General features: G+C 52.7%; 18 protein-coding genes. 13 read left to right on the top strand and 5 right to left on the bottom strand.

Going from position 1 to position 17,937, the window contains the following annotated elements; translation table 11 throughout:
* Window position 1 precedes the first annotated feature (1 nt).
* From VFT64_11120 to mraY, 3 genes are read left to right on the top strand one after another with little or no spacing between them, the layout of a single operon-like run.
* The gene (locus VFT64_11120; GenBank protein HEU5048378.1) at window positions 2-1,486 is read left to right on the top strand and encodes a UDP-N-acetylmuramoyl-L-alanyl-D-glutamate--2,6-diaminopimelate ligase; all 1,485 of its coding nucleotides are present in this window, start codon (window positions 2-4) and stop codon (window positions 1,484-1,486) included.
* A 3-nt stretch (window positions 1,487-1,489) separates the two neighbouring features.
* Entirely contained in the window at window positions 1,490-2,932 is a 1,443-nt protein-coding gene (gene murF / locus VFT64_11125) for a UDP-N-acetylmuramoyl-tripeptide--D-alanyl-D-alanine ligase (protein HEU5048379.1), read from the top strand.
* On the top strand, window positions 2,932-4,020 hold the full coding sequence (gene mraY / locus VFT64_11130) for a phospho-N-acetylmuramoyl-pentapeptide-transferase (GenBank protein HEU5048380.1): 1,089 nt from the start codon (window positions 2,932-2,934) through the stop codon (window positions 4,018-4,020). Before murF ends, mraY begins: the two co-directional genes overlap by 1 nt.
* Here mraY and VFT64_11135 read toward each other — a convergent pair.
* A complete protein-coding gene (locus tag VFT64_11135) occupies window positions 3,989-5,056 on the bottom strand; it encodes a hypothetical protein (protein ID HEU5048381.1) in 1,068 nt (355 codons plus the stop codon). The two genes, mraY and VFT64_11135, sit on opposite strands and share 32 nt — an antisense overlap.
* A 223-nt stretch (window positions 5,057-5,279) precedes the next feature.
* On the opposite strand from VFT64_11135, the gene VFT64_11140 reads away from it, so the two are divergent.
* Window positions 5,280-6,065: a BPSL0067 family protein gene (locus VFT64_11140; protein HEU5048382.1), complete on the top strand. Its 786-nt coding sequence runs from the start codon at window positions 5,280-5,282 to the stop codon at window positions 6,063-6,065.
* The gene (locus VFT64_11145; GenBank protein ID HEU5048383.1) at window positions 6,059-6,493 is read left to right on the top strand and encodes an STY0301 family protein; all 435 of its coding nucleotides are present in this window, start codon (window positions 6,059-6,061) and stop codon (window positions 6,491-6,493) included. Before VFT64_11140 ends, VFT64_11145 begins: the two co-directional genes overlap by 7 nt.
* On the opposite strand, the gene VFT64_11150 is transcribed toward VFT64_11145, so the two are convergent.
* A complete protein-coding gene (locus VFT64_11150) occupies window positions 6,494-7,711 on the bottom strand; it encodes a UbiH/UbiF/VisC/COQ6 family ubiquinone biosynthesis hydroxylase (GenBank protein HEU5048384.1) in 1,218 nt (405 codons plus the stop codon).
* A gap of 155 nt (window positions 7,712-7,866) precedes the next feature.
* On the opposite strand from VFT64_11150, the gene nadA reads away from it, so the two are divergent.
* The 8 genes from nadA to VFT64_11190 all read left to right on the top strand — a co-directional run bounded on the left by nadA (window position 7,867) and on the right by VFT64_11190 (window position 15,394).
* Window positions 7,867-8,811 (top strand): quinolinate synthase NadA, encoded by a 945-nt coding sequence (gene nadA / locus VFT64_11155; protein HEU5048385.1) that lies wholly within the window; start codon window positions 7,867-7,869, stop codon window positions 8,809-8,811.
* Between the two features lie 72 nt (window positions 8,812-8,883).
* Window positions 8,884-9,291: a hypothetical protein gene (locus VFT64_11160; GenBank protein ID HEU5048386.1), complete on the top strand. Its 408-nt coding sequence runs from the start codon at window positions 8,884-8,886 to the stop codon at window positions 9,289-9,291.
* A 75-nt stretch (window positions 9,292-9,366) separates the two neighbouring features.
* The gene (locus VFT64_11165) at window positions 9,367-10,548 is read left to right on the top strand and encodes an aspartate aminotransferase family protein (protein ID HEU5048387.1); all 1,182 of its coding nucleotides are present in this window, start codon (window positions 9,367-9,369) and stop codon (window positions 10,546-10,548) included.
* Between the two features lie 26 nt (window positions 10,549-10,574).
* Window positions 10,575-11,483, top strand: coding sequence for an ornithine carbamoyltransferase (gene argF / locus VFT64_11170; protein HEU5048388.1), 909 nt, complete (start codon window positions 10,575-10,577; stop codon window positions 11,481-11,483).
* A 79-nt stretch (window positions 11,484-11,562) separates the two neighbouring features.
* On the top strand, window positions 11,563-12,318 hold the full coding sequence (locus VFT64_11175) for a DsbA family protein (protein HEU5048389.1): 756 nt from the start codon (window positions 11,563-11,565) through the stop codon (window positions 12,316-12,318).
* A gap of 218 nt (window positions 12,319-12,536) precedes the next feature.
* Window positions 12,537-13,142, top strand: a complete 606-nt coding sequence (locus VFT64_11180) for a TadE/TadG family type IV pilus assembly protein (GenBank protein ID HEU5048390.1) — start codon at window positions 12,537-12,539, stop codon at window positions 13,140-13,142.
* 3 nt (window positions 13,143-13,145) lie between these two features.
* Window positions 13,146-13,742: a TadE/TadG family type IV pilus assembly protein gene (locus VFT64_11185; GenBank protein HEU5048391.1), complete on the top strand. Its 597-nt coding sequence runs from the start codon at window positions 13,146-13,148 to the stop codon at window positions 13,740-13,742.
* A gap of 152 nt (window positions 13,743-13,894) precedes the next feature.
* Window positions 13,895-15,394, top strand: coding sequence for a hypothetical protein (locus VFT64_11190; protein HEU5048392.1), 1,500 nt, complete (start codon window positions 13,895-13,897; stop codon window positions 15,392-15,394).
* A gap of 115 nt (window positions 15,395-15,509) precedes the next feature.
* On the opposite strand, the gene VFT64_11195 is transcribed toward VFT64_11190, so the two are convergent.
* The 3 genes from VFT64_11195 to VFT64_11205 all read right to left on the bottom strand — a co-directional run bounded on the left by VFT64_11195 (window position 15,510) and on the right by VFT64_11205 (window position 17,935).
* Entirely contained in the window at window positions 15,510-16,184 is a 675-nt protein-coding gene (locus VFT64_11195) for an ABC transporter ATP-binding protein (protein ID HEU5048393.1), read from the bottom strand.
* Window positions 16,177-17,430, bottom strand: a complete 1,254-nt coding sequence (locus VFT64_11200) for a lipoprotein-releasing ABC transporter permease subunit (protein ID HEU5048394.1) — start codon at window positions 17,428-17,430, stop codon at window positions 16,177-16,179. Before VFT64_11200 ends, VFT64_11195 begins: the two co-directional genes overlap by 8 nt.
* Window positions 17,431-17,593: 163 nt before the next feature.
* Window positions 17,594-17,935, bottom strand: coding sequence for a hypothetical protein (locus tag VFT64_11205; protein HEU5048395.1), 342 nt, complete (start codon window positions 17,933-17,935; stop codon window positions 17,594-17,596).
* Window positions 17,936-17,937 lie beyond the last annotated feature (2 nt).

The following is a 17,937-nucleotide window of genomic DNA, read 5'->3' on the forward strand; positions in this document are numbered from 1 at the left end:
TATGCTGTTTCTTACCGAACTACTTACCAATTATCAGGGCTCCCTTTTTCTCAGTGGAAACGCGGAGAAGCTTCCCGTAACCACCATCACAGCAGATTCGCGTCAGGTCACTGGTGGCGCAGTGTTCGTCGCCATACGCGGCAACAATATAGACGGCAGCGTTTATATTGCACAGGCTGTGGAAAAAGGCGCTGTCGCCATCGTCACCGACAATGAAGGCCCTATCGAAGTGCCGCCTACGGTCGCACTGGTGCGCGTCGACAATGCAAGACTTGCGCTCGCCAAAATGGCTGAGGCATTGTACGCACCGCAGCCGACACATATCGCCGCCGTGACCGGTACGGACGGAAAAACCTCCACAGCAGATTTCCTGCGTCAGCTCTGGGAAATGAGCGAGTTGAAAGCCGCCTCCATCGGTACGCTGGGCGTCATCGGCCCGCAGACCGGCATCGTCTTCCCCGCCGTAAACACTACGCCCGATCCCGTGCAGCTTCACCAGACACTGCATGCGCTCGCCTCCAAAGGCTGCCAGCATGTCGCCATGGAAGCATCAAGCCACGGCCTGCATCAATACAGGCTCGACGGCGTGCATCTGCGCGCAGCAGCATTCACCAACCTCACGCGCGACCATCTGGATTACCATAAAACGCCGGAAGCGTATTTCCAGGCAAAATCCCGGCTGTTTTCCGAGCTCCTTCCTGCTTCCGGCACCGCCGTGCTGAACGCGGACGATACGCAGTTCAAGGCGCTGGAAGAAATTTGCAACAAGCAGGGCATCAAAATCATCAGCTACGGCCAGAACGGCAAGGATTACACGATCAAGAAGATCACCCACCGGATCGACGGGCTGGCCGTGCAGGCAAGCATCGAAGGTAAATCGCAGCATTTCATGCTGAATATGGTTGGCGAATTCCAGGTCATGAACGCGCTTGCGGCACTCGGGCTGTTCGTCAGCTGCGGAGGCGCGCTGGAAGACGGGCTGAAACATTTGCCTCACTTGCACAATGTCAAAGGCAGGCTTGAGCGCGTGGCCACACACCCAAGCGGCGCGCCGATCTTTATCGACTATGCACATACTCCGGCGGCACTTGCCAATGTGCTCAAAACAGTACGCAAACATGTGGAAGGTAAGCTCGTAGTCGTATTCGGCTGCGGTGGTGACCGCGACAAGGGCAAACGCCCGGAGATGGGCAAGGCAGCTACGGAACTGGCCGATATAGTGATCGTAACGGACGATAATCCGCGCAGTGAAGATCCGGATGCGATCCGCGCCGAGATCATGAAGGAAGCGCCGAACGCTAAAAATATCGGCGACCGCGCGGAAGCCATTGCCACGGCGATCAAATCGCTGAACAGCGGTGACTTCCTGCTCATCGCCGGAAAAGGACACGAGAATACGCAGATTATCGGCAGCAAGGTAACGCCGTTTAACGATGCAGAAGTTGCGCGTTATGCGGTAAAACTATGCGAACAAAGGTTTGGATAGACGATGTGGACTGTAGATGAAATCCTGAAAGCGACCGGAGGAACTTCTTCCCTCGCTGGTTCGCTTACACTTTCCAATGTTTCCATCGATAGCCGCAAACTTGCCCCGGGCAGTCTGTTTCTCGCATTCAAAGGTGAACGTCTGGACGGGCACGAATATATCAAAAGCGCACTTGAATCCGGTGCAAGCGCCGCATTAGTGCATCGCATCCCCGAAGGCTTACCGAAAGATGCTCCGCTCATTGTGGTGGAAGATACGTATAAAGCACTGGTCGACATGGCCAAAGCCTCCCGCAGGCGCACCAAGGGAAAAATCATTGCCGTCACCGGCAGCGTCGGCAAGACGAGCACCAAGGAAGCTATCCGCACCGTGCTTGCAAGCAGCGGCAGTGTCTACGCAACACTCGGTAACCTGAACAACCATATTGGCCTGCCGCTCTCGCTGTGCAATTTGTCTGCGGATATGGATTTCGGCGTGTTCGAACTCGGCATGAATCATGCGGGTGAAATCTCTTACCTCACGAATATTCTCCATCCCGATATCGCCATCATCACCAACGTGGAAGCCGTGCATCTGGAATTCTTCGCAGGCATAGAAGGCATTGCGGATGCAAAAGGTGAAATCATGGAAGGCCTGACCAAAGACGGCACCATCATTCTAAACCGCGATAATCCGCATTACGCAAGACTTCTCGCAAAAGCACACGGTCACGGCATTCGCCATATCATGACATTTGGCGAACATCCCGAATCCACCTGCCGCCTCACAAACTATGCACTGACTGATTCCGGCGTGCAGATTGACGCAGTGATCAACAACACTCCCCTGACCTTCCATCTGGGCGCAACAGGCCGTCACTGGGCACATACGGCGCTGGCAGCACTGGCAGCAAGCACCGCTGCCGGAGTCGTTCTCAAAACCGCAGCCGCAGCGCTCGCCGGTTTCCACGAACCGGAGGGTCGCGGCAAAGTGATCAACGCTTCCCTTCCGCAAGGCGATGTAAGCATCATCGACGATTGCTATAACGCAAGCCCCGTCTCCATGAATGCTGCCATTGCAAAGCTGGCCGAGCTGCAGGCGCACGGAAAAGCGCATGCACGTAAGATTGCCGTGCTGGGCGATATGCTGGAACTGGGGCCGACCACAGCGGAGCTGCATAAAAGCCTGCTATCCGCACTGGAACGCCATAAAATCGATAAAGTCTATGCCTCCGGCGCGACGATGAAACATCTGTACGACACCCTGCCCTTACCCATGCGCGGCGCTTATGCGGAAAATGCAACAGCGCTCTCGCCGCTCGTGACAGAAGCACTGCAGGCCAATGACATTATTCTGATTAAAGGATCGCACGGCAGCCGCATGGATATCGTCCGCGATGCCATCGTGAAACAAGCCGCAGATTCTTCAATCACTTCTCCCAAAGCCTTACTCAAAGGAACCCATTAATGCTCTATAACCTCCTGTTCCCGCTCGCTCATGATTACGCCCTCTTCAATCTCTTCAAGTATTTAACTTTCCGCAGCGGCGGCGCGGTGCTGACATCGCTGATCATGACGTTCTGGACGGGACCGCACATCATACGCTGGCTGAAAGCCAAACAGCGTGAAGGCCAGCCTATTCGTGAGGATGGCCCGGAATCTCATCTGCTCACGAAAAAGGGCACGCCGACCATGGGCGGCATTATGATCCTGCTGTCTGTATTCACCTCTACTATATTATGGGCCGACATCACGAACCATTACGTTTGGGTCGTGCTGTTCGTGACGCTGGGCTTCGGCGCTGTGGGCTTTGTGGATGATTACCGCAAGCTGACCAAGCGCAACAGCAAGGGGCTCCCTGGCAAAATGAAGTTGCTACTGCAATTCTCGATCAGCCTCATTGCTGCAGTATGGATTCACAAAGTCGCCCCGGCGAATCTCTCAACCCATCTCGCGGTGCCGTTCTTCAAGGACGTCCTGATTAATCTAGGCGTATTCTATTTCATCTTTGCAATGATCGTCATGGTCGGCGCATCCAACGCCGTGAACCTGACAGACGGGCTGGACGGTCTCGCGATCGTCCCCATCGTCATCGCTTCCGGCTGCTTCGTGCTGATTTCTTACCTCGTAGGCAACCTGAAATTCGCGGACTATCTTCAGGTGCATCACATTCCCAACTGCGGTGAACTGGCTGTGTTCTGCTCGGCGCTGATCGGCGCGGGCCTCGGCTTCCTGTGGTTCAACGCTCCGCCTGCGCAGGTCTTCATGGGCGATACGGGCAGCCTCGCTTTCGGCGGTTCACTCGGCGTGGTGAGCGTGATCGTGAAGCATGAACTCGTGCTTGCCATCATCGGCGGCCTGTTCGTCGCGGAAGCGGTTTCGGTAATCCTGCAGGTCGGCTCATTCAAACTGACAGGCAAACGCATCTTTAAGATGGCTCCGCTGCACCATCACTTCGAGAAGCTTGGCTGGAAGGAACCCACCATCGTCGTGCGCTTCTGGATCGTCGCCTGCATCCTGGCACTTATTGGGCTATCGACGCTGAAGATAAGGTAGAAAGAGCATCCTGATATCGCTGCACGAACGATTCGGAGCGGTGTGAAAACATGTCTTTCGGTTCCTGCTGCTTTGCCAGACTGGAAAACTTTCTTGACTGTGGAACTTCTTCACGCAATGGTCCTGCTTGTTCCTGTGCCGGTATCTGCTCTGCCATATCTGGCGTCGATTGATCAGTTATCTTGTAGTTGCTTCTGAACACGCGCCGGAATACAGAGATACCATATGCCCCGGAAATAGCCATACCGATGGCAGCACTCGATAATATATGCTTAGCCTCTTCCTTGCTCTTACCCGATTTTTTCCATCCTTCTATTCCATTCAGCAATGGAGATATGACATCCAGTATTCCACCGATGATTAACTCGCGCTCGTATTTCAATGCCAGCTTCATCTTTCCCTTGCTATCTATTTCATGTTCACTCGCAATTTCCTGTGGCCGTTCCTTAAAATGCCCGTAACCGTAAAATGCTTTCATGCCAACAGTTACCAGGGCCGAATACAGCCTTATCCTTTCTTCAGGGTAAGCACGCTCGCCTTCCGCCAGGCCAATGCCATGGGCTTTCAATCCTTTACGCGTATTATTGTAAACAGTTAAAGCCTGTGCCGGTAGAATGGCAAGATATTCAAATTGCGAAGAAGAACGGCTCGGATGTCTTAGCACATTTCCCACGCGCTGGAATACGGTATTCCCTTCCGGGATCTGTGCTCCTCTTCCGGCCCAAAATGCCCATGATTTTTCTCCCATGGCCATAAGACTGGACGTTACACGAAGCTTATCCACTTCCCGAACGCCATGCACCTGCCGTACCAGAGCGCTGCGCGCATTCTGGTAATACGCGTAGATACAGGCAAGCATGCTGAAACTATCAAATCTGTGCTCTTTATCGAAACGCGACTTCAGGTAAATCCATGCTTTATTTGTATTATCATATCTGGAAATAGGCCGTGCATCGCCTTGCGCCATGTCAATAGACCCCGCATACACAGGCGCTTTCTTTTTATTCTCTTGTGCTGTTTCCGGAAAAACAGGCATACAAACAGCTCCTGATGGAACATCAAGCCGTTATATTAACATAACTTTTAATGAATATCCTGCCTGTCAAAAAAAATTCATATCTTATCATAATGCTAGCGTGTAATTGCACCTCTGGACCACCAACTGCATTTTGTTTCTTAAGCTCAAACAATGGGAATAGTCCCTTGACAGTAATTTATATGACATATAAATTAATTATACCCTTAAAAACGGAGTGTGTGTGCAGCTGCGATCCAATCACAAACTGACAGCTACCCCAAAGGGTATTTTGTTCGATGATAAGCCGCTTAATAAATCCGTTCAGCAAGAATTATCACCCTATGCACTTCGTTATATTAAACGTGCAGGAGAACTTCTGAAACAGGTGTCGCCTGAAGATTGGGATAAGCATACCCCTCACCATATGAATGATGTGCCCGAACTTGCTAGGGCACAGATGATGTTGGCACTGGCGAATCCTATTATATTGAATAAATACAGCGCCGACCAACCACGCGACTGGCACGGCAGGTGGACTGATGGGAGTGCAGATACATCAACGCCAACATATCAAATCGATCACAGTGAAGAATATCAGGTCGCCAGCAGCGGTACGGTTATGACTGATGCACAAGTGGATAGCGATATCCCAAAAGCACATATACTGGACAACCCTGCTCAATACGTGCACCAAAGTTTCCCTAACGCAAAAGGCAATACAGAGTGCGTGGCTTTTGCTCAGCAGGTTGGCGGAGCACCGCTAACTAGTGAATGGGTTGCAGGGGACTATATCTCCCCAGACAATCCTCCCCCTAAAGGCACTTGGGTCGCTACCTTTAATAGAGATGGTAATTATCAGGGACACGTCGGAGCATTTAGTCGCTTTGATAACAAAGGTAATTTATATCTATACGATCAGTTTAATAAAAAAGGAAAAGTGACAGAACAATTCTATCGTCACAAGCCCAAAGACTGGAAAGGTCATATCAGTAACAACCCAACCCAATATAGGATCGTCAAATGGTAAGGTACTTTTTCTTCATTCCATTCGCTGCAACTTTCCTACCTCATGCGGCTCTCGCACAGAGCACACTATGCCCTTTATCACTTTCTACAAAAGGTACATCAATAGAACAGCCTGCGGGTTGGCAAAGTTATGCACCACCACCGGTAATATTGGAAAAAGACGGTACATCTTATCATTTATATAGCATTAATTTCGTGGAAGATGACGATATCGATTTTCTACCCCCTTCCAAAACAGGAAATACAAAAGATTCCGTGTCCTATCATTGGCAATTTAATAAAAAATCTGATTACGAAATTGACTGCATATATGATGGAACTTCCACACACCTGACACAGAAATTGACTCCGGGCTTAAAAAGCTGCGAAGCTATATATAAAAAAGGCAAGGACGGAAAATTATCGTTCAGCACAGCGCAGTGCAACTGATCACGCCGCGTCCTGCATCATCCTCGGCAGGTCGCCCATAAGCCCCATGGCGTGTCGCATGAAAATGCGCTTGAGCGGCGGCGCATGATTGACGATATCGAGCCCCATATCGCGCGCCAAGCGAAGTGGAGTAATATCATTGGAGAATAGCCTTGTAAGCCCGTCCATGATCGCCCCCATGCTCATCGCATCAAACCTGCGCCAGCGCTGGTAATGCGCAAGCAGATCGGCTGAGCCGATATCCAGGCCAAGCCGCAGCGCATCCACGACGAGTTCCGCCAGCACCGCCACATCCCTGAACCCTACATTCACGCCCTGCCCTGCAATCGGATGGATCGCATGGGCTGAATCACCTATCAGCGCAAAGCGGCTATCCACATAACGCTTAGCCAGTACAAGATGCAGCGGATAACAAAAACGTTTACCCACCTGCTTGAAATTTCCCAGATGCGTGCCGAGACGCTTGGCAATTTCGGCATGGAACGCTTCTTCCGGCAATTTGACAATATCCGGCGCAAGCGTTTCATCTTCGCTCCAGACCAGCGCCGAACGGTTGCCCTGCATCGGCAGCGCCGCAAACGGGCCGACTGGCAGGAAACGCTGGATCGCGAGCCCCTCATGCGGCAGTTCATGCTCAATCGTGCAAACGATTGCCATCTGTTTGTAACCGCGCTCGATCGTGCCGATTCCCACTTCGGCGCGCAGCTTGGAGCGCTTGCCATCCGCCGCTACGATTAAGGGAGCACGCCACTGCGAACCGTCCGATAATGTCACGCTGACGCCATAAGCATCCCGTTCCATGCTCTTAACCTGCATGGGAGCCAACAACTTTAATGAAGGCAACTCTTTCACGCGCTGCATAAGCGCAAGGCGCGTATGGCGGTTTTCCACCATATTGCCAACCGGCTCATCCCCCACATCGCGATAATTATAATGCACATGCGCAGTAGAATCCCCGTCCGCCACACGGATATCAAGGATCGGCTGGGCGTAAGGCTGCATATACTGCCAGATTCCGGCCGCGCGCAGCACACGTTCGGAGCCGAGCGAAATGGCGCTTACACGCCCGTCGAATTCGGGCATAACCTGCGAAGCCATATCCTCTTTTTCGATCACTGTGGCTTGCACGCCTTCCTGCGCGAGCGCAATTGCAAGCGTAAGCCCGACCATGCCGCCGCCGACGATCAGAATATCGGTATGATGAATGGGGTTGTTCATAAATTTCCCTTTTCTCTCGCCAGATATATTGAAAATCCTTCGTTTCTGCAATATATCCCTTACAGGAGTTATGGTATACTCCCTTATCACTTATTATGTTACATTGTTACGAAACACTGCATATCAGTTTGTAATTCAGTCGGATAGCAAAGAAAATGCCCACCCTCGAACAGAATATCGATGCCTTGCGCAAAAGCATGAACGCCGTCATTCTCGCCCATTATTACCAGGAAGATGATATCCAGGACATCGCCGACTTCGTAGGCGACTCGCTCGACCTCGCCCGCAAAGCCGCCGCGACGGACGCCGACGTCATTGTCTTCTGCGGCGTAAAATTTATGGCCGAAGGCGCAAAAATCCTCAACCCGAAGAAAACCGTCCTGCTGCCGGACCTGAAAGCAGGCTGCTCGCTGGAAGATTCCTGCCCGGCCCCTGCATTCGCCAAATTCAAGCAGCAGCACCCGGATCATATTGTAGTGAGTTATATCAACTGCTCCGCAGAGGTTAAGGCGCTGTCGGATATCATCGTCACCTCCACAAACGCCGAACATATCATCCGCCAGATCCCGGAAGACCAGAAGATCATTTTCGCACCGGACCGGTTTCTGGGCAGCTACCTGATCGGCAAGACCGGCCGTGACATGGTACTGTGGAACGGCAGCTGCATGGTGCATGAGCGCTTTTCTGAGAAAGAACTCGTTAAACTCAAGACCCGTCATCCGGACGCCTTTATCATCGCCCACCCCGAATGCCCGCAGGACCTGCTGAAATACGCCCATCATATCGGCTCGACCTCCTCTCTGCTTCGCTTCACCGAAGCCAATCCGGGCAAGGAATTCATTGTCCTGACGGAACCGGGCATCATTCACCAGATGCGCAAGCTCTCACCCGGCAGCATATTCCATGAATCGCCCGGCATTGTTGAGGGCGCCTGTGTCTCCTGCAACACCTGCCCTTACATGAAGCTCAACACGATGGAAAAGCTTTACGAGTGCATGAAGAACCGCTCGCCGGAACTGCTGCTGTCACCGGAAATGATCGCCTCCGCGCGCAGGCCGCTGGAACGTATGCTGGAAATGTCACAGAAGTTAAAAAACTAATTTTATACTTTCCACTTTTGATTATTTATGCCATTTTCCAATATAATGCTTATGACGAAGGACAAACGGCCTATGAAGAAAAAGATCGCTATCAGCGCACTGGCTTGCCTGTTAACCCTGTCCGGCACCGCCATCGCGGCTCCCCAGGCAGCTTACCAGCCCGCACCACGGGAAACCAAAGGCCAACTGCCGCTGATGATTATCCGCTTCAACGAGCCGCATGTCGATTTCGCCAAAGCCCTGTATGAAACCATGAATCAGGCTTTCAAAATCAAACCGGGTGCGCATTTTGATGTCGTATCCGTGAGCCAGCATTCCAACGATGGCAGCGAACAGCAGATTTATGACGATATTGCCGCCCGCAATACCGCCCGCGTCATGAAAACGTTCGACGAAATGGGCATGCCGCAAAGCCGCCTGACGCTGACACACACTTCCGAGCACGTGCTCTCCAGCGAAGTTAGAATCTACGTACACTGATAGCCTGAATTTACTTTAATTATATTTGACAAGCATCTGACTAGTGCAGATAATGTCCGCTTTTTCGGATATACCGTGGTAAATCAGGAACAAATTGCTTCTTTGCTGCCGGTCTACAACCGTACCGATATTGTAATGGTGCGGGGCAATGGCGCTTACCTGTTTGACGAGGCAGGGAAACAATATCTTGATTTTGCATCCGGAATCGCCGTCAACTCCCTCGGTCACTGCCATCCCCATCTGGTCGAAAGTCTTACCAAACAGGCGCAGGAACTCTGGCACTGCTCCAATCTTTACCGCACGCCGGGCTTGGAAAAGTTTGCAGAACGCATCACAAACCATACTTTCGCCGATAAAGTCTTCATGACGAATTCCGGCACGGAAGCCGTCGAATGCGGTATAAAAATGATCCGCCGCTTTCATTACGCAAACGGCACGCCGCGCCCGCGCATTATCACCGTCACCGGCTCATTCCATGGCCGTACTCTGGCCTGTATCTCTGCCGGACGCAGCCCCAAAGCCGTTGAAGGCTATGAACCGCTGCTTGAAGGCTTCGACCAGGTGCCGTTCGGCGATCTCGAAGCCGCACGCGCAGCCGTAACACCGCAGACTGGCGGCATCATGCTTGAAACTATTCAGGGCGAAGGCGGCATCCGCCCCCAAGGTATGGAATACCTGCAAGGCTTACGCAAACTTGCGGACGAGCACGGCCTGCTGCTGTTCCTGGACGAAGTGCAATGCGGCATCGGCCGCACGGGCCGCATGTTCGCTTTCGAGCATTACGGCATCACGCCGGATATCTGCTCCATCGCCAAAGGCATCGGCGGCGGCTTCCCCGTGGGCGGATGTCTTGCCACCGCCCATGCCGCCAAAGGCATGACCCCCGGCTCTCACGGCGGCACTTACGGCGGCAATCCACTGGCAACCTCCGTAGCCAACGCCGTGCTGGATGTCATGCTCAAAGATGGTTTCATGGAATGCGTGCAGAAAGTGGGTGATCAGTTGAAAGACGCGCTGCAGAGAACCATGAATGATTTTCCGCATGTTATCGAAGAAATTCGCGGAATGGGCCTGATGCTCGGCGTTAAAACCAAACCGCGCGCGACCGAAATTGTCGCCCGCCTGCGCGAGCGCGGACTGCTGACAGTGGCCTTGGCAAGCGATAATATCATCCGCTTCCTGCCCCCCCTTATCATCACGCAATCCCATGTGGAAGAAGCCGTCCGCATCCTGCGTGACGTCATTGCCAACAGCTAAACCAACCTCAACAGCGAACATACACCATGAAACATTTTCTGGATTTATCGGATATTGCTCCCCGCGATTTACGCGCCATTCTCGACATGGCGGTGAAGCTTAAGAAAGCGCGCGCAGCGGGCGAAGAAAACCGGACGCTGGCCGGCAAAAAGCTTGCGATGATCTTCGAGAAAAACTCCACCCGCACACGCGTCTCTTTCGAAGTGGGGATGCTGGAACTGGGCGGCCAGGCCATTTATCTCAGCGGCAAGGATACCCAGATCGGCCGCGGCGAAACCATTTCCGATACCGCCAAGGTGCTCTCGCGCTATATCGACATCATCATGCTGCGTTGCCACAAACACGAAATGCTGACCGAACTGGCGCAGCATTCCGCCGTCCCCGTCGTGAACGGGCTGACAGGCTACAGCCATCCCTGCCAGATTATGGCCGACATCCTGACCTATGAAGAACATCGCGGTCCTATCACCGGCAAAAAAGTCGCCTGGTTCGGAGACGGCAATAACGTCTGCCATTCTTTTATCCACGCCGCTGCAAAGTTCGGTTTTACACTGGCTGTCGCCTGCCCTCAGGAACTGATGCCTGACCCGCTGCTGGTTGCCTGGGCACAGACACAGGGCGCAACCATAGAAATCAGCGCAAACCCTCAGGAAGCTGCAAAGGGCGCGCATCTGCTCGTGACCGATACATGGGTCTCCATGGGCGACTCGGACAGCGAAAACCGCATGCGCCTGCTGCAGCCCTACCAGGTAGACGAGGCATTGATGCAGCAGGGCGAAAAGGATGCCTTGTTCATGCACTGCTTGCCCGCCCATCGCGGTGAGGAAGTGACGGCCGAAGTATTGGACGGCGCGCGCTCCGTCGTCTGGGACGAGGCCGAAAACCGCCTGCATGTTCAGAAAGCCATCATGCTGTGGTGCCTGGAAAAATTCTAGGCGCGCCTATCCGCTGTTGAATTTGCCTGCCGAAACAGCTACCCTGAAATCACATACCACCCTTCATACAGGAATATTTATGCATACTTCCCTGGCCAAATTCGCTTTATCCGCCCTTGCTTCCGGCGCGTTATTGCTGTCCTCTACCGCCTCCCTCGCACAGGAAAAATCTTTAAGCAAAGCGGAAGTGGAAGCCATTGTAAAACAGGTCATCCGTGACAATCCCGAGATGATTCTGCAGTCCGTTACCGACTACCAGAAAAAGAAGCAGGCAGAAGCTGCGGCAGATGTCACGAAAAACCTGCCCGCGCTGAAAGGGCAGCTGCAGGAGGATCCTCTCTCTCCGTTTGTCGGAAACCCGAAGGGGGATGTAACTGTCGTCGAATTCTTTGATTATCACTGCGGTTACTGTAAACGCTTTCTTCCCGTCATAGCCCAGCTGCTGGAAAGCGATAAGAAGGTTAAGATGGTATTCAAGGAATTCCCGATCCTGAGTGATGATTCCACACTGGCTGCCAAAGCGGCACTTGCCGTCAACAAAATTGATAAAAGCAAGTACCTGGCCTTCCATTCGAGCCTCATGGAAATGACGACCGCTTTCACCATGGAAAACCTGACCCAGAAAGCACAGGAACTCGGTATCGACCCCGCAGTGCTTAAGAAAACCATGGAAAGCCCCGATATAGAAAAAGAGATCGCACAGACAAGGGAACTGGCGCTGAATCTGGATATTCACGGCACTCCTGCGTTGGTCATCGGCACCCATATTATCCCGGGAGTGGTGCCGCTGAGCGATCTGCAATCGACCATCGACTCCGTGCGTAAGGGCAAGTAATTTAAAGACTGTTCAGGGCGCAGTGAGGATAGCTTACTGCGCCCATATTGTATTTGGCTAAAATACGCTATAAAGCAGCGCAATAACCCTCTCATAAAAAAGCAATTTCCCTATTTAAAAACCACGCGCATTGGGGTATGATAAGGAAAGCGGGAGTAAGCCTGCAAGCCTTGCGTTTGGCCTGCGAATGGCCGTGCTTCCGGACCGCTGGGGATAATATGCAGTTTCTGTATCAAAGGTTCCGCAAATCCGAGCAAGGCGCCACTGCCGTGGAATACGCTATCGTCGCGCCGATATTACTGTTGCTTCTGCTCGGTACTATCGAATACGGGCTGGTCATGTATGCCTCAGCCGTGCTGGAAGGCTCAACGAATGCTGCTGCGAGACTCGCCAAAACCGGCTATAACAACACTTCCACCAGCGGCACTTGCGCTTCACCGACCCAGACCCGTCAGCAATATATTACCTGCGTCATTCAGACACGCGTGAGCGGACTCCTCAAAGCCAATCTCCTAACCGTCAGCTCGAAATCCTACTCAGATTATGGCAATATCGGCGAACCCGAACCCTATACGGATATTAACGGTGTCGGCCATTATGTTGTGGGCGACCCTTATACGGATATAAACGGCAACGGCCAGTGGGATTCCGACATGGGCGCGGCAGGCCTTGGCGGTCCGGGCGATATCGTGGTTTATACCGCATCCTACCCCTGGCCGATATTTACTCCCATGATCCAGCAGTTCTTCGGCAATAACGGCACCTACACCATCACCTCCAGCGCCGTGGTGAAGAACGAGCCTTATCCTTCAACCTCAAGGTAGTCCATGGCATCCCTCAGGCAACATTTCCGGGATTTACTGGTACGCGAAGAAGGGCTCGCCTATCTCGAGTTCGCGCTCTCGATTTCACTGATGCTGATGATGTTCATGGGATCGGTGGAAATATCACGTTGCCTGCTCATCACACAGAAACTGGAGAAAGTAGCGGCCAGCGTCGCCGACGTTACCACACAGACCGACCCCAACACCGGGCCCGTCACCACCAGCCAGATGTCTCAATTGATGAGCGCTGTCACGGACATGATGAGCCCCTACACGACCGGCGTAAGCGATCCGAAGATCAAGGTCATCGTGACTGACATCACCAAAACCGGCTCTAATTCCCCCGTCATCAACTGGCAGTATTGCGGCGGTGGCGCGTTATCCGTAAACAGCAGTCTCGGCACTACGGTGGGCAGCAACGCAACGCTTCCCAGCGGCTTTACCATGAGCGCAGGAGAAGAAGTCGTGATCGGAGAAGTGTATTACAGCTTCACTCCCATCATCAGCAATAACAGGATACTGGGTTCGTTCCGTATCTACAGATATTCGATTTACGTACCGCGCCTCGGCGCACTGACAGGGTTCTCATCGCACTGCTAGGAAAGAAATGTGCGGGAGGCGTGGAGGAGTTCTATACGACGACCTCGCGTAAGCAAGGGGGTAGCGTAAGCGAAGGGGGAGCATCCCCCTTAGGCAAAATAAAGAGCGGTTTAGGAATATTCTGGACTGCTGTAAGGAAACGGGAGATTTATATGCCCAATATCTTCAAACAATTCTGCGCTGATGAAAAAGGCAGCGTTTTCGTACTGGTGGCATTGTCGTCACTGTTGATGATCATGGCAGGCGGTGCAGCAATCGATATGGCGCGCGCCCAGACCCTGCAGGCGAAAATCTCTTCTTCGCTGGACGCAGCAGGACTCGCCGCAGGCGCTACCGCAAGCAGCGTCGATCCGACAACGCAAGCCACACGTTATTTCAATGCCAATTTTCCGACCGGATATCTGAACTCCGGCGCTGTGACACTGAATATCACCTGCGCAGATATGAACGGCAATACTGTCACCTGTTCAAGCGCCAGCACCTATACGATCAATCTCTCTGCCAGCACAAGGGAGCCGACTACTTTCATGAAAGTCGTGGGCATTAATTCAATCCCGGTTTCGGCCAACTCCCAGATCACGCGTCAGACATCCGGGCTCGAACTTGCGCTCGTACTCGATAATACGGGATCGATGGGCAACGCCGTCAATGGCGGTTCCGTCACCACCTCCAACCCGGCAAAGATTGATGCGCTGAAATGCGCATTGGCGGGCGATGCCGCATTTGGCACCACGAGTACGAGATGTGAAAATGAAGGTCTTGTCACCAGTGGATTACTGGATATCTTATACGGTAATAACAATACCCTGTCCGATCTGTTTATCGGTGTAGTGCCCTTCTCAGATATGGTGAATTTGAATATCACCGCAGCCCCCGGTTCGAGCTTTGTCAATAACGTAACAGCCAGTAACAAGACAAGTATGGGCGGTTGTGTCGATTCACGCAGTTACTCGATCAACAGCACAACCGATTCCGGGATATCCGTACCTGTAGGCGAAGGCCCCATTACACTGGATATCTCAGATGACCCTCCCTCTTCCTCTTCGTCAAACACTTACTTTCAGGCCTTAATTAAAAGCGGAAATAGCACATGTCCTAAAGCTGACGTCCAACCGATGTCGCTTTATAAAAGTGATGCTGTTGCTACCATTAAGAGCATGACCGCCAATGGCAGCACGATGATCCAGCTTGGATTTGCCTGGGGCTGGCGTATGTTATCGCCAAACTGGACAGGCTTATGGGGCAGCACGCCAACCTTCACCTACCCAGACACGACCACGACCGTGCAGCTTCCTTTGCCCTATAACACAGAAAAAATGTTAAAAGTAATTGTACTAATGACAGACGGTGTGAATACTACCGCACACTCCGATAGCGCTTACGAGAATTTCTCTACCTATCCGGACACCACCACCAAACTTGATAAACTAACTTACACCGTATGCGATGCGATTAAGAGCAAGGGTATCATCGTTTATACGATCGGTTTCGGCAGTTCCAGCGACATTGATACAACATTGCTGAAACACTGCGCCACACAGAACTACACCGGCGATACGAGCCATTACTTCCTTGCACCGAGCAACGCGGACTTGGAAGCCGCGTTCCAGCAGATCGGCGACCAACTGGCAAACCTACGCGTGAGCCAGTAAAGAGCATAGCTTTAGACGTCATCCCGCTGCTTGACAGCGGGATCTCTATCATCCGCACGGGATACCGCGATTAAATCGCGGTATGATGAATGAACAAGGTTTTCTTAGAACGAGGTTATTCTATTTTGCCGTCGTGCAAACTCACTACCCGATCCATACGCCGCGCCAGTTCAAGGTTGTGCGTCGCAACAATTGCAGAGAGTCCGCGCGACCTCGCCAGATCGATAAACAGTTTGAATACCGACTCCGAGGTATGCGGGTCGAGATTGCCCGTAGGCTCATCCGCCAGAATCAGCGCCGGATTATTGGCAAGCGCACGTGCAATCGCCACACGCTGCTGCTCCCCGCCGGAAAGCTCCGCTGGCCGGTGATCGCCCCGACGTGCGAGTCCAAGCCCTTCCAGCAGCGTTGCCGCACGCGCAGCCGCTTCACGATAAGGCACGCCCGCGACCATTTGCGGCAGTGCAATATTTTCCGTCGCCGAGAATTCCGGCAGCAGATGATGGAACTGATAGACGAAACCCAGATGGTTGCGCCGCAGCATCGTGCGCTGATTATCGTCTGCTGTTTCCGCATGCTGGCCTTCAATAATGATCTCGCCGCTGCTCGGCGTGTCCAGCAATCCTGCAATCTGCAGCAAGGTGCTTTTGCCGGAACCGGAGGCTCCGACCAGCGCAATAATTTCACCGCGTTTCACCTGCAGATCGATACCGCGCAACACTTCCAGCACCTGTCCGCCCTGCGCAAAGGAACGCTTTACCCCTTTAAGCTCGAATACGATATCACTCATAACGCAATGCCTCCGCCGGATCGAGTCTCGCCGCACGCCTTGCCGGATAGAGCGTCGCAAGGAAGGAAAGCCCGAGCGCCATGACAACCACCAGCGCTACTTCCAGCGGATCGATCTCCGCCGGCAGCGTAGATAGGAAGTAAAGCTGCTCGGCCAGAATTCTTCCACCGCTCACGCGTTCAATGAATACGCGGATATTATCGACATTGACCGCCAGCACGAGCCCCAGCACCACGCCAATGGCCGTTCCCGCAATACCGATAAGCGAACCGCAGGCAAAAAAGATGCGCATGACCGAACCGCGCGTCGTCCCCATAGTGCGCAAGATTGCAATATCATGCCCCTTATCTTTGACCAGCATGATAAGACTGGAGATGATGTTGAACGCAGCCACCAGAATAATCAGCGTCAGGATAATAAACATCACATTACGTTGCACCGTCAGGGCCTGGAATATGGAGCGGTTGCTTTCCTGCCAATCATAAATACGGAAACCGTTGCCCAGCTTATCTTGCAACTCTTGTGCGATACGCTGTGCGTCATAAGGATTGTTCACATTGACCTGAATAGCCGTCACACGGTCAGAGCCCCCGTCGCCGAGTTTGAAATAAACCTGCGCTTCCTTGAACGGCATGAGAATCATACCGGAGTCGTAAGCGTTCATGCCGAGTTTGAAGGTTGCCGCAAGCGGATAGGCTTTCAGGCGCGGCACGAGCCCTGCAATCGTCTGCCTGCCTTCCGGCGAAATCAGTGTCACGGAATCGCCCACGCTGGCACCGAGATTTTCTGCCAGCCGCTGCCCCAGGACAATACCGTCTCCCGTTTTAAAATCCGCAAGATTGCCGGAAGTGATCTTGTCCACAATATGACGCTTCTGCTCCAGATCGTCATAACGCAACGCCAGCACCTGCGCACCGTAAGCACGGCCATTGGCGGAGACCATCACCTGCCCCTCCACACTGGCAATCGCGCTCGTTACACCCGGAATCTGTAACTGCTTGATCACATCGTCATAATGGTCGATCGAACCGCCCGCACCATACACGCTGATATGTCCGCTCCAGCCGATGAAATCCTTGAGCATCTCGGTCTTCACGCCGTTCATGACCGATGTGATAACGATAAGCGCCGCCACCCCAAGCGCAATGCCTGCAAGTGAAAAGGCTGTGATGAGGGAAACAAAGCCTTCCTTGCGCCGCGCCCGCAGATAACGCCAGGCCATCATCATCTCAAACGAGGAGAACATACACGCACCTATCGCAAATCAATATGAAGTAATGACCAGAGATTATTTCAAAAGTGGCAAGACCGCCAATGACAGCAATGCATAGCAGACTTTTCAAATAATCACCCATAAAAAAAGCAGCCTGTAGAGTCTACAGGCTGCTTTCCGTGTTCAGTCCCCAATATTACTTGGAGGTCTTTTCTGCAGCCGGAGCGGCAGCTTTTTTGCCATGGTGGTGTTTGTGGCCATGGTGCTTTTTGCCATGGTGCTGTTCAGCAGCATGTTCTTTTTTGCCGTGGTGCTTCTTGCCTTTTTTGGCATGCTTTTCGGGGCACGGCTTGTGGCCAGCTTCCTGGTGGTAGATCACGAATTCGGAAGGAGCGGCTGCCTGAGCGCGGCTCTTGTTAGCAATTTCCAGAATATGAGAAAAGCTGTTCATTTCGCGAACGACAGGCGTATCAGCGAATGCAGCGGTCGAAGACAGCACAACAACTGCCGATACCAGGCTGGCGGTAAGTTTTTTCATTT

This window comes from Rickettsiales bacterium, from assembly GCA_035765535.1.
GTDB lineage: Bacteria > Pseudomonadota > Alphaproteobacteria > Rickettsiales > JABCZZ01 > JABCZZ01.

Excerpts from the sequence above, each read along its gene's own strand:
- VFT64_11145 (HEU5048383.1), top strand. The coding sequence starts at position 6,059 with ATGGTAAGGTACTTTTTCTTCATTCCATTCGCTGCAACTTTCCTACCT.
- VFT64_11200 (HEU5048394.1), bottom strand. The coding sequence starts at position 17,430 with ATGTTCTCCTCGTTTGAGATGATGATGGCCTGGCGTTATCTGCGGGCG.
- VFT64_11190 (HEU5048392.1), top strand. The coding sequence starts at position 13,895 with ATGCCCAATATCTTCAAACAATTCTGCGCTGATGAAAAAGGCAGCGTT.
- VFT64_11120 (HEU5048378.1), top strand. The coding sequence starts at position 2 with ATGCTGTTTCTTACCGAACTACTTACCAATTATCAGGGCTCCCTTTTT.
- VFT64_11160 (HEU5048386.1), top strand. The coding sequence starts at position 8,884 with ATGAAGAAAAAGATCGCTATCAGCGCACTGGCTTGCCTGTTAACCCTG.
- VFT64_11150 (HEU5048384.1), bottom strand. The coding sequence starts at position 7,711 with ATGAACAACCCCATTCATCATACCGATATTCTGATCGTCGGCGGCGGC.
- VFT64_11195 (HEU5048393.1), bottom strand. The coding sequence starts at position 16,184 with ATGAGTGATATCGTATTCGAGCTTAAAGGGGTAAAGCGTTCCTTTGCG.
- argF (HEU5048388.1), top strand. The coding sequence starts at position 10,575 with ATGAAACATTTTCTGGATTTATCGGATATTGCTCCCCGCGATTTACGC.
- VFT64_11180 (HEU5048390.1), top strand. The coding sequence starts at position 12,537 with ATGCAGTTTCTGTATCAAAGGTTCCGCAAATCCGAGCAAGGCGCCACT.
- mraY (HEU5048380.1), top strand. The coding sequence starts at position 2,932 with ATGCTCTATAACCTCCTGTTCCCGCTCGCTCATGATTACGCCCTCTTC.
- VFT64_11135 (HEU5048381.1), bottom strand. The coding sequence starts at position 5,056 with ATGCCTGTTTTTCCGGAAACAGCACAAGAGAATAAAAAGAAAGCGCCT.
- VFT64_11185 (HEU5048391.1), top strand. The coding sequence starts at position 13,146 with ATGGCATCCCTCAGGCAACATTTCCGGGATTTACTGGTACGCGAAGAA.
- nadA (HEU5048385.1), top strand. The coding sequence starts at position 7,867 with ATGCCCACCCTCGAACAGAATATCGATGCCTTGCGCAAAAGCATGAAC.
- VFT64_11205 (HEU5048395.1), bottom strand. The coding sequence starts at position 17,935 with ATGAAAAAACTTACCGCCAGCCTGGTATCGGCAGTTGTTGTGCTGTCT.
- murF (HEU5048379.1), top strand. The coding sequence starts at position 1,490 with ATGTGGACTGTAGATGAAATCCTGAAAGCGACCGGAGGAACTTCTTCC.
- VFT64_11175 (HEU5048389.1), top strand. The coding sequence starts at position 11,563 with ATGCATACTTCCCTGGCCAAATTCGCTTTATCCGCCCTTGCTTCCGGC.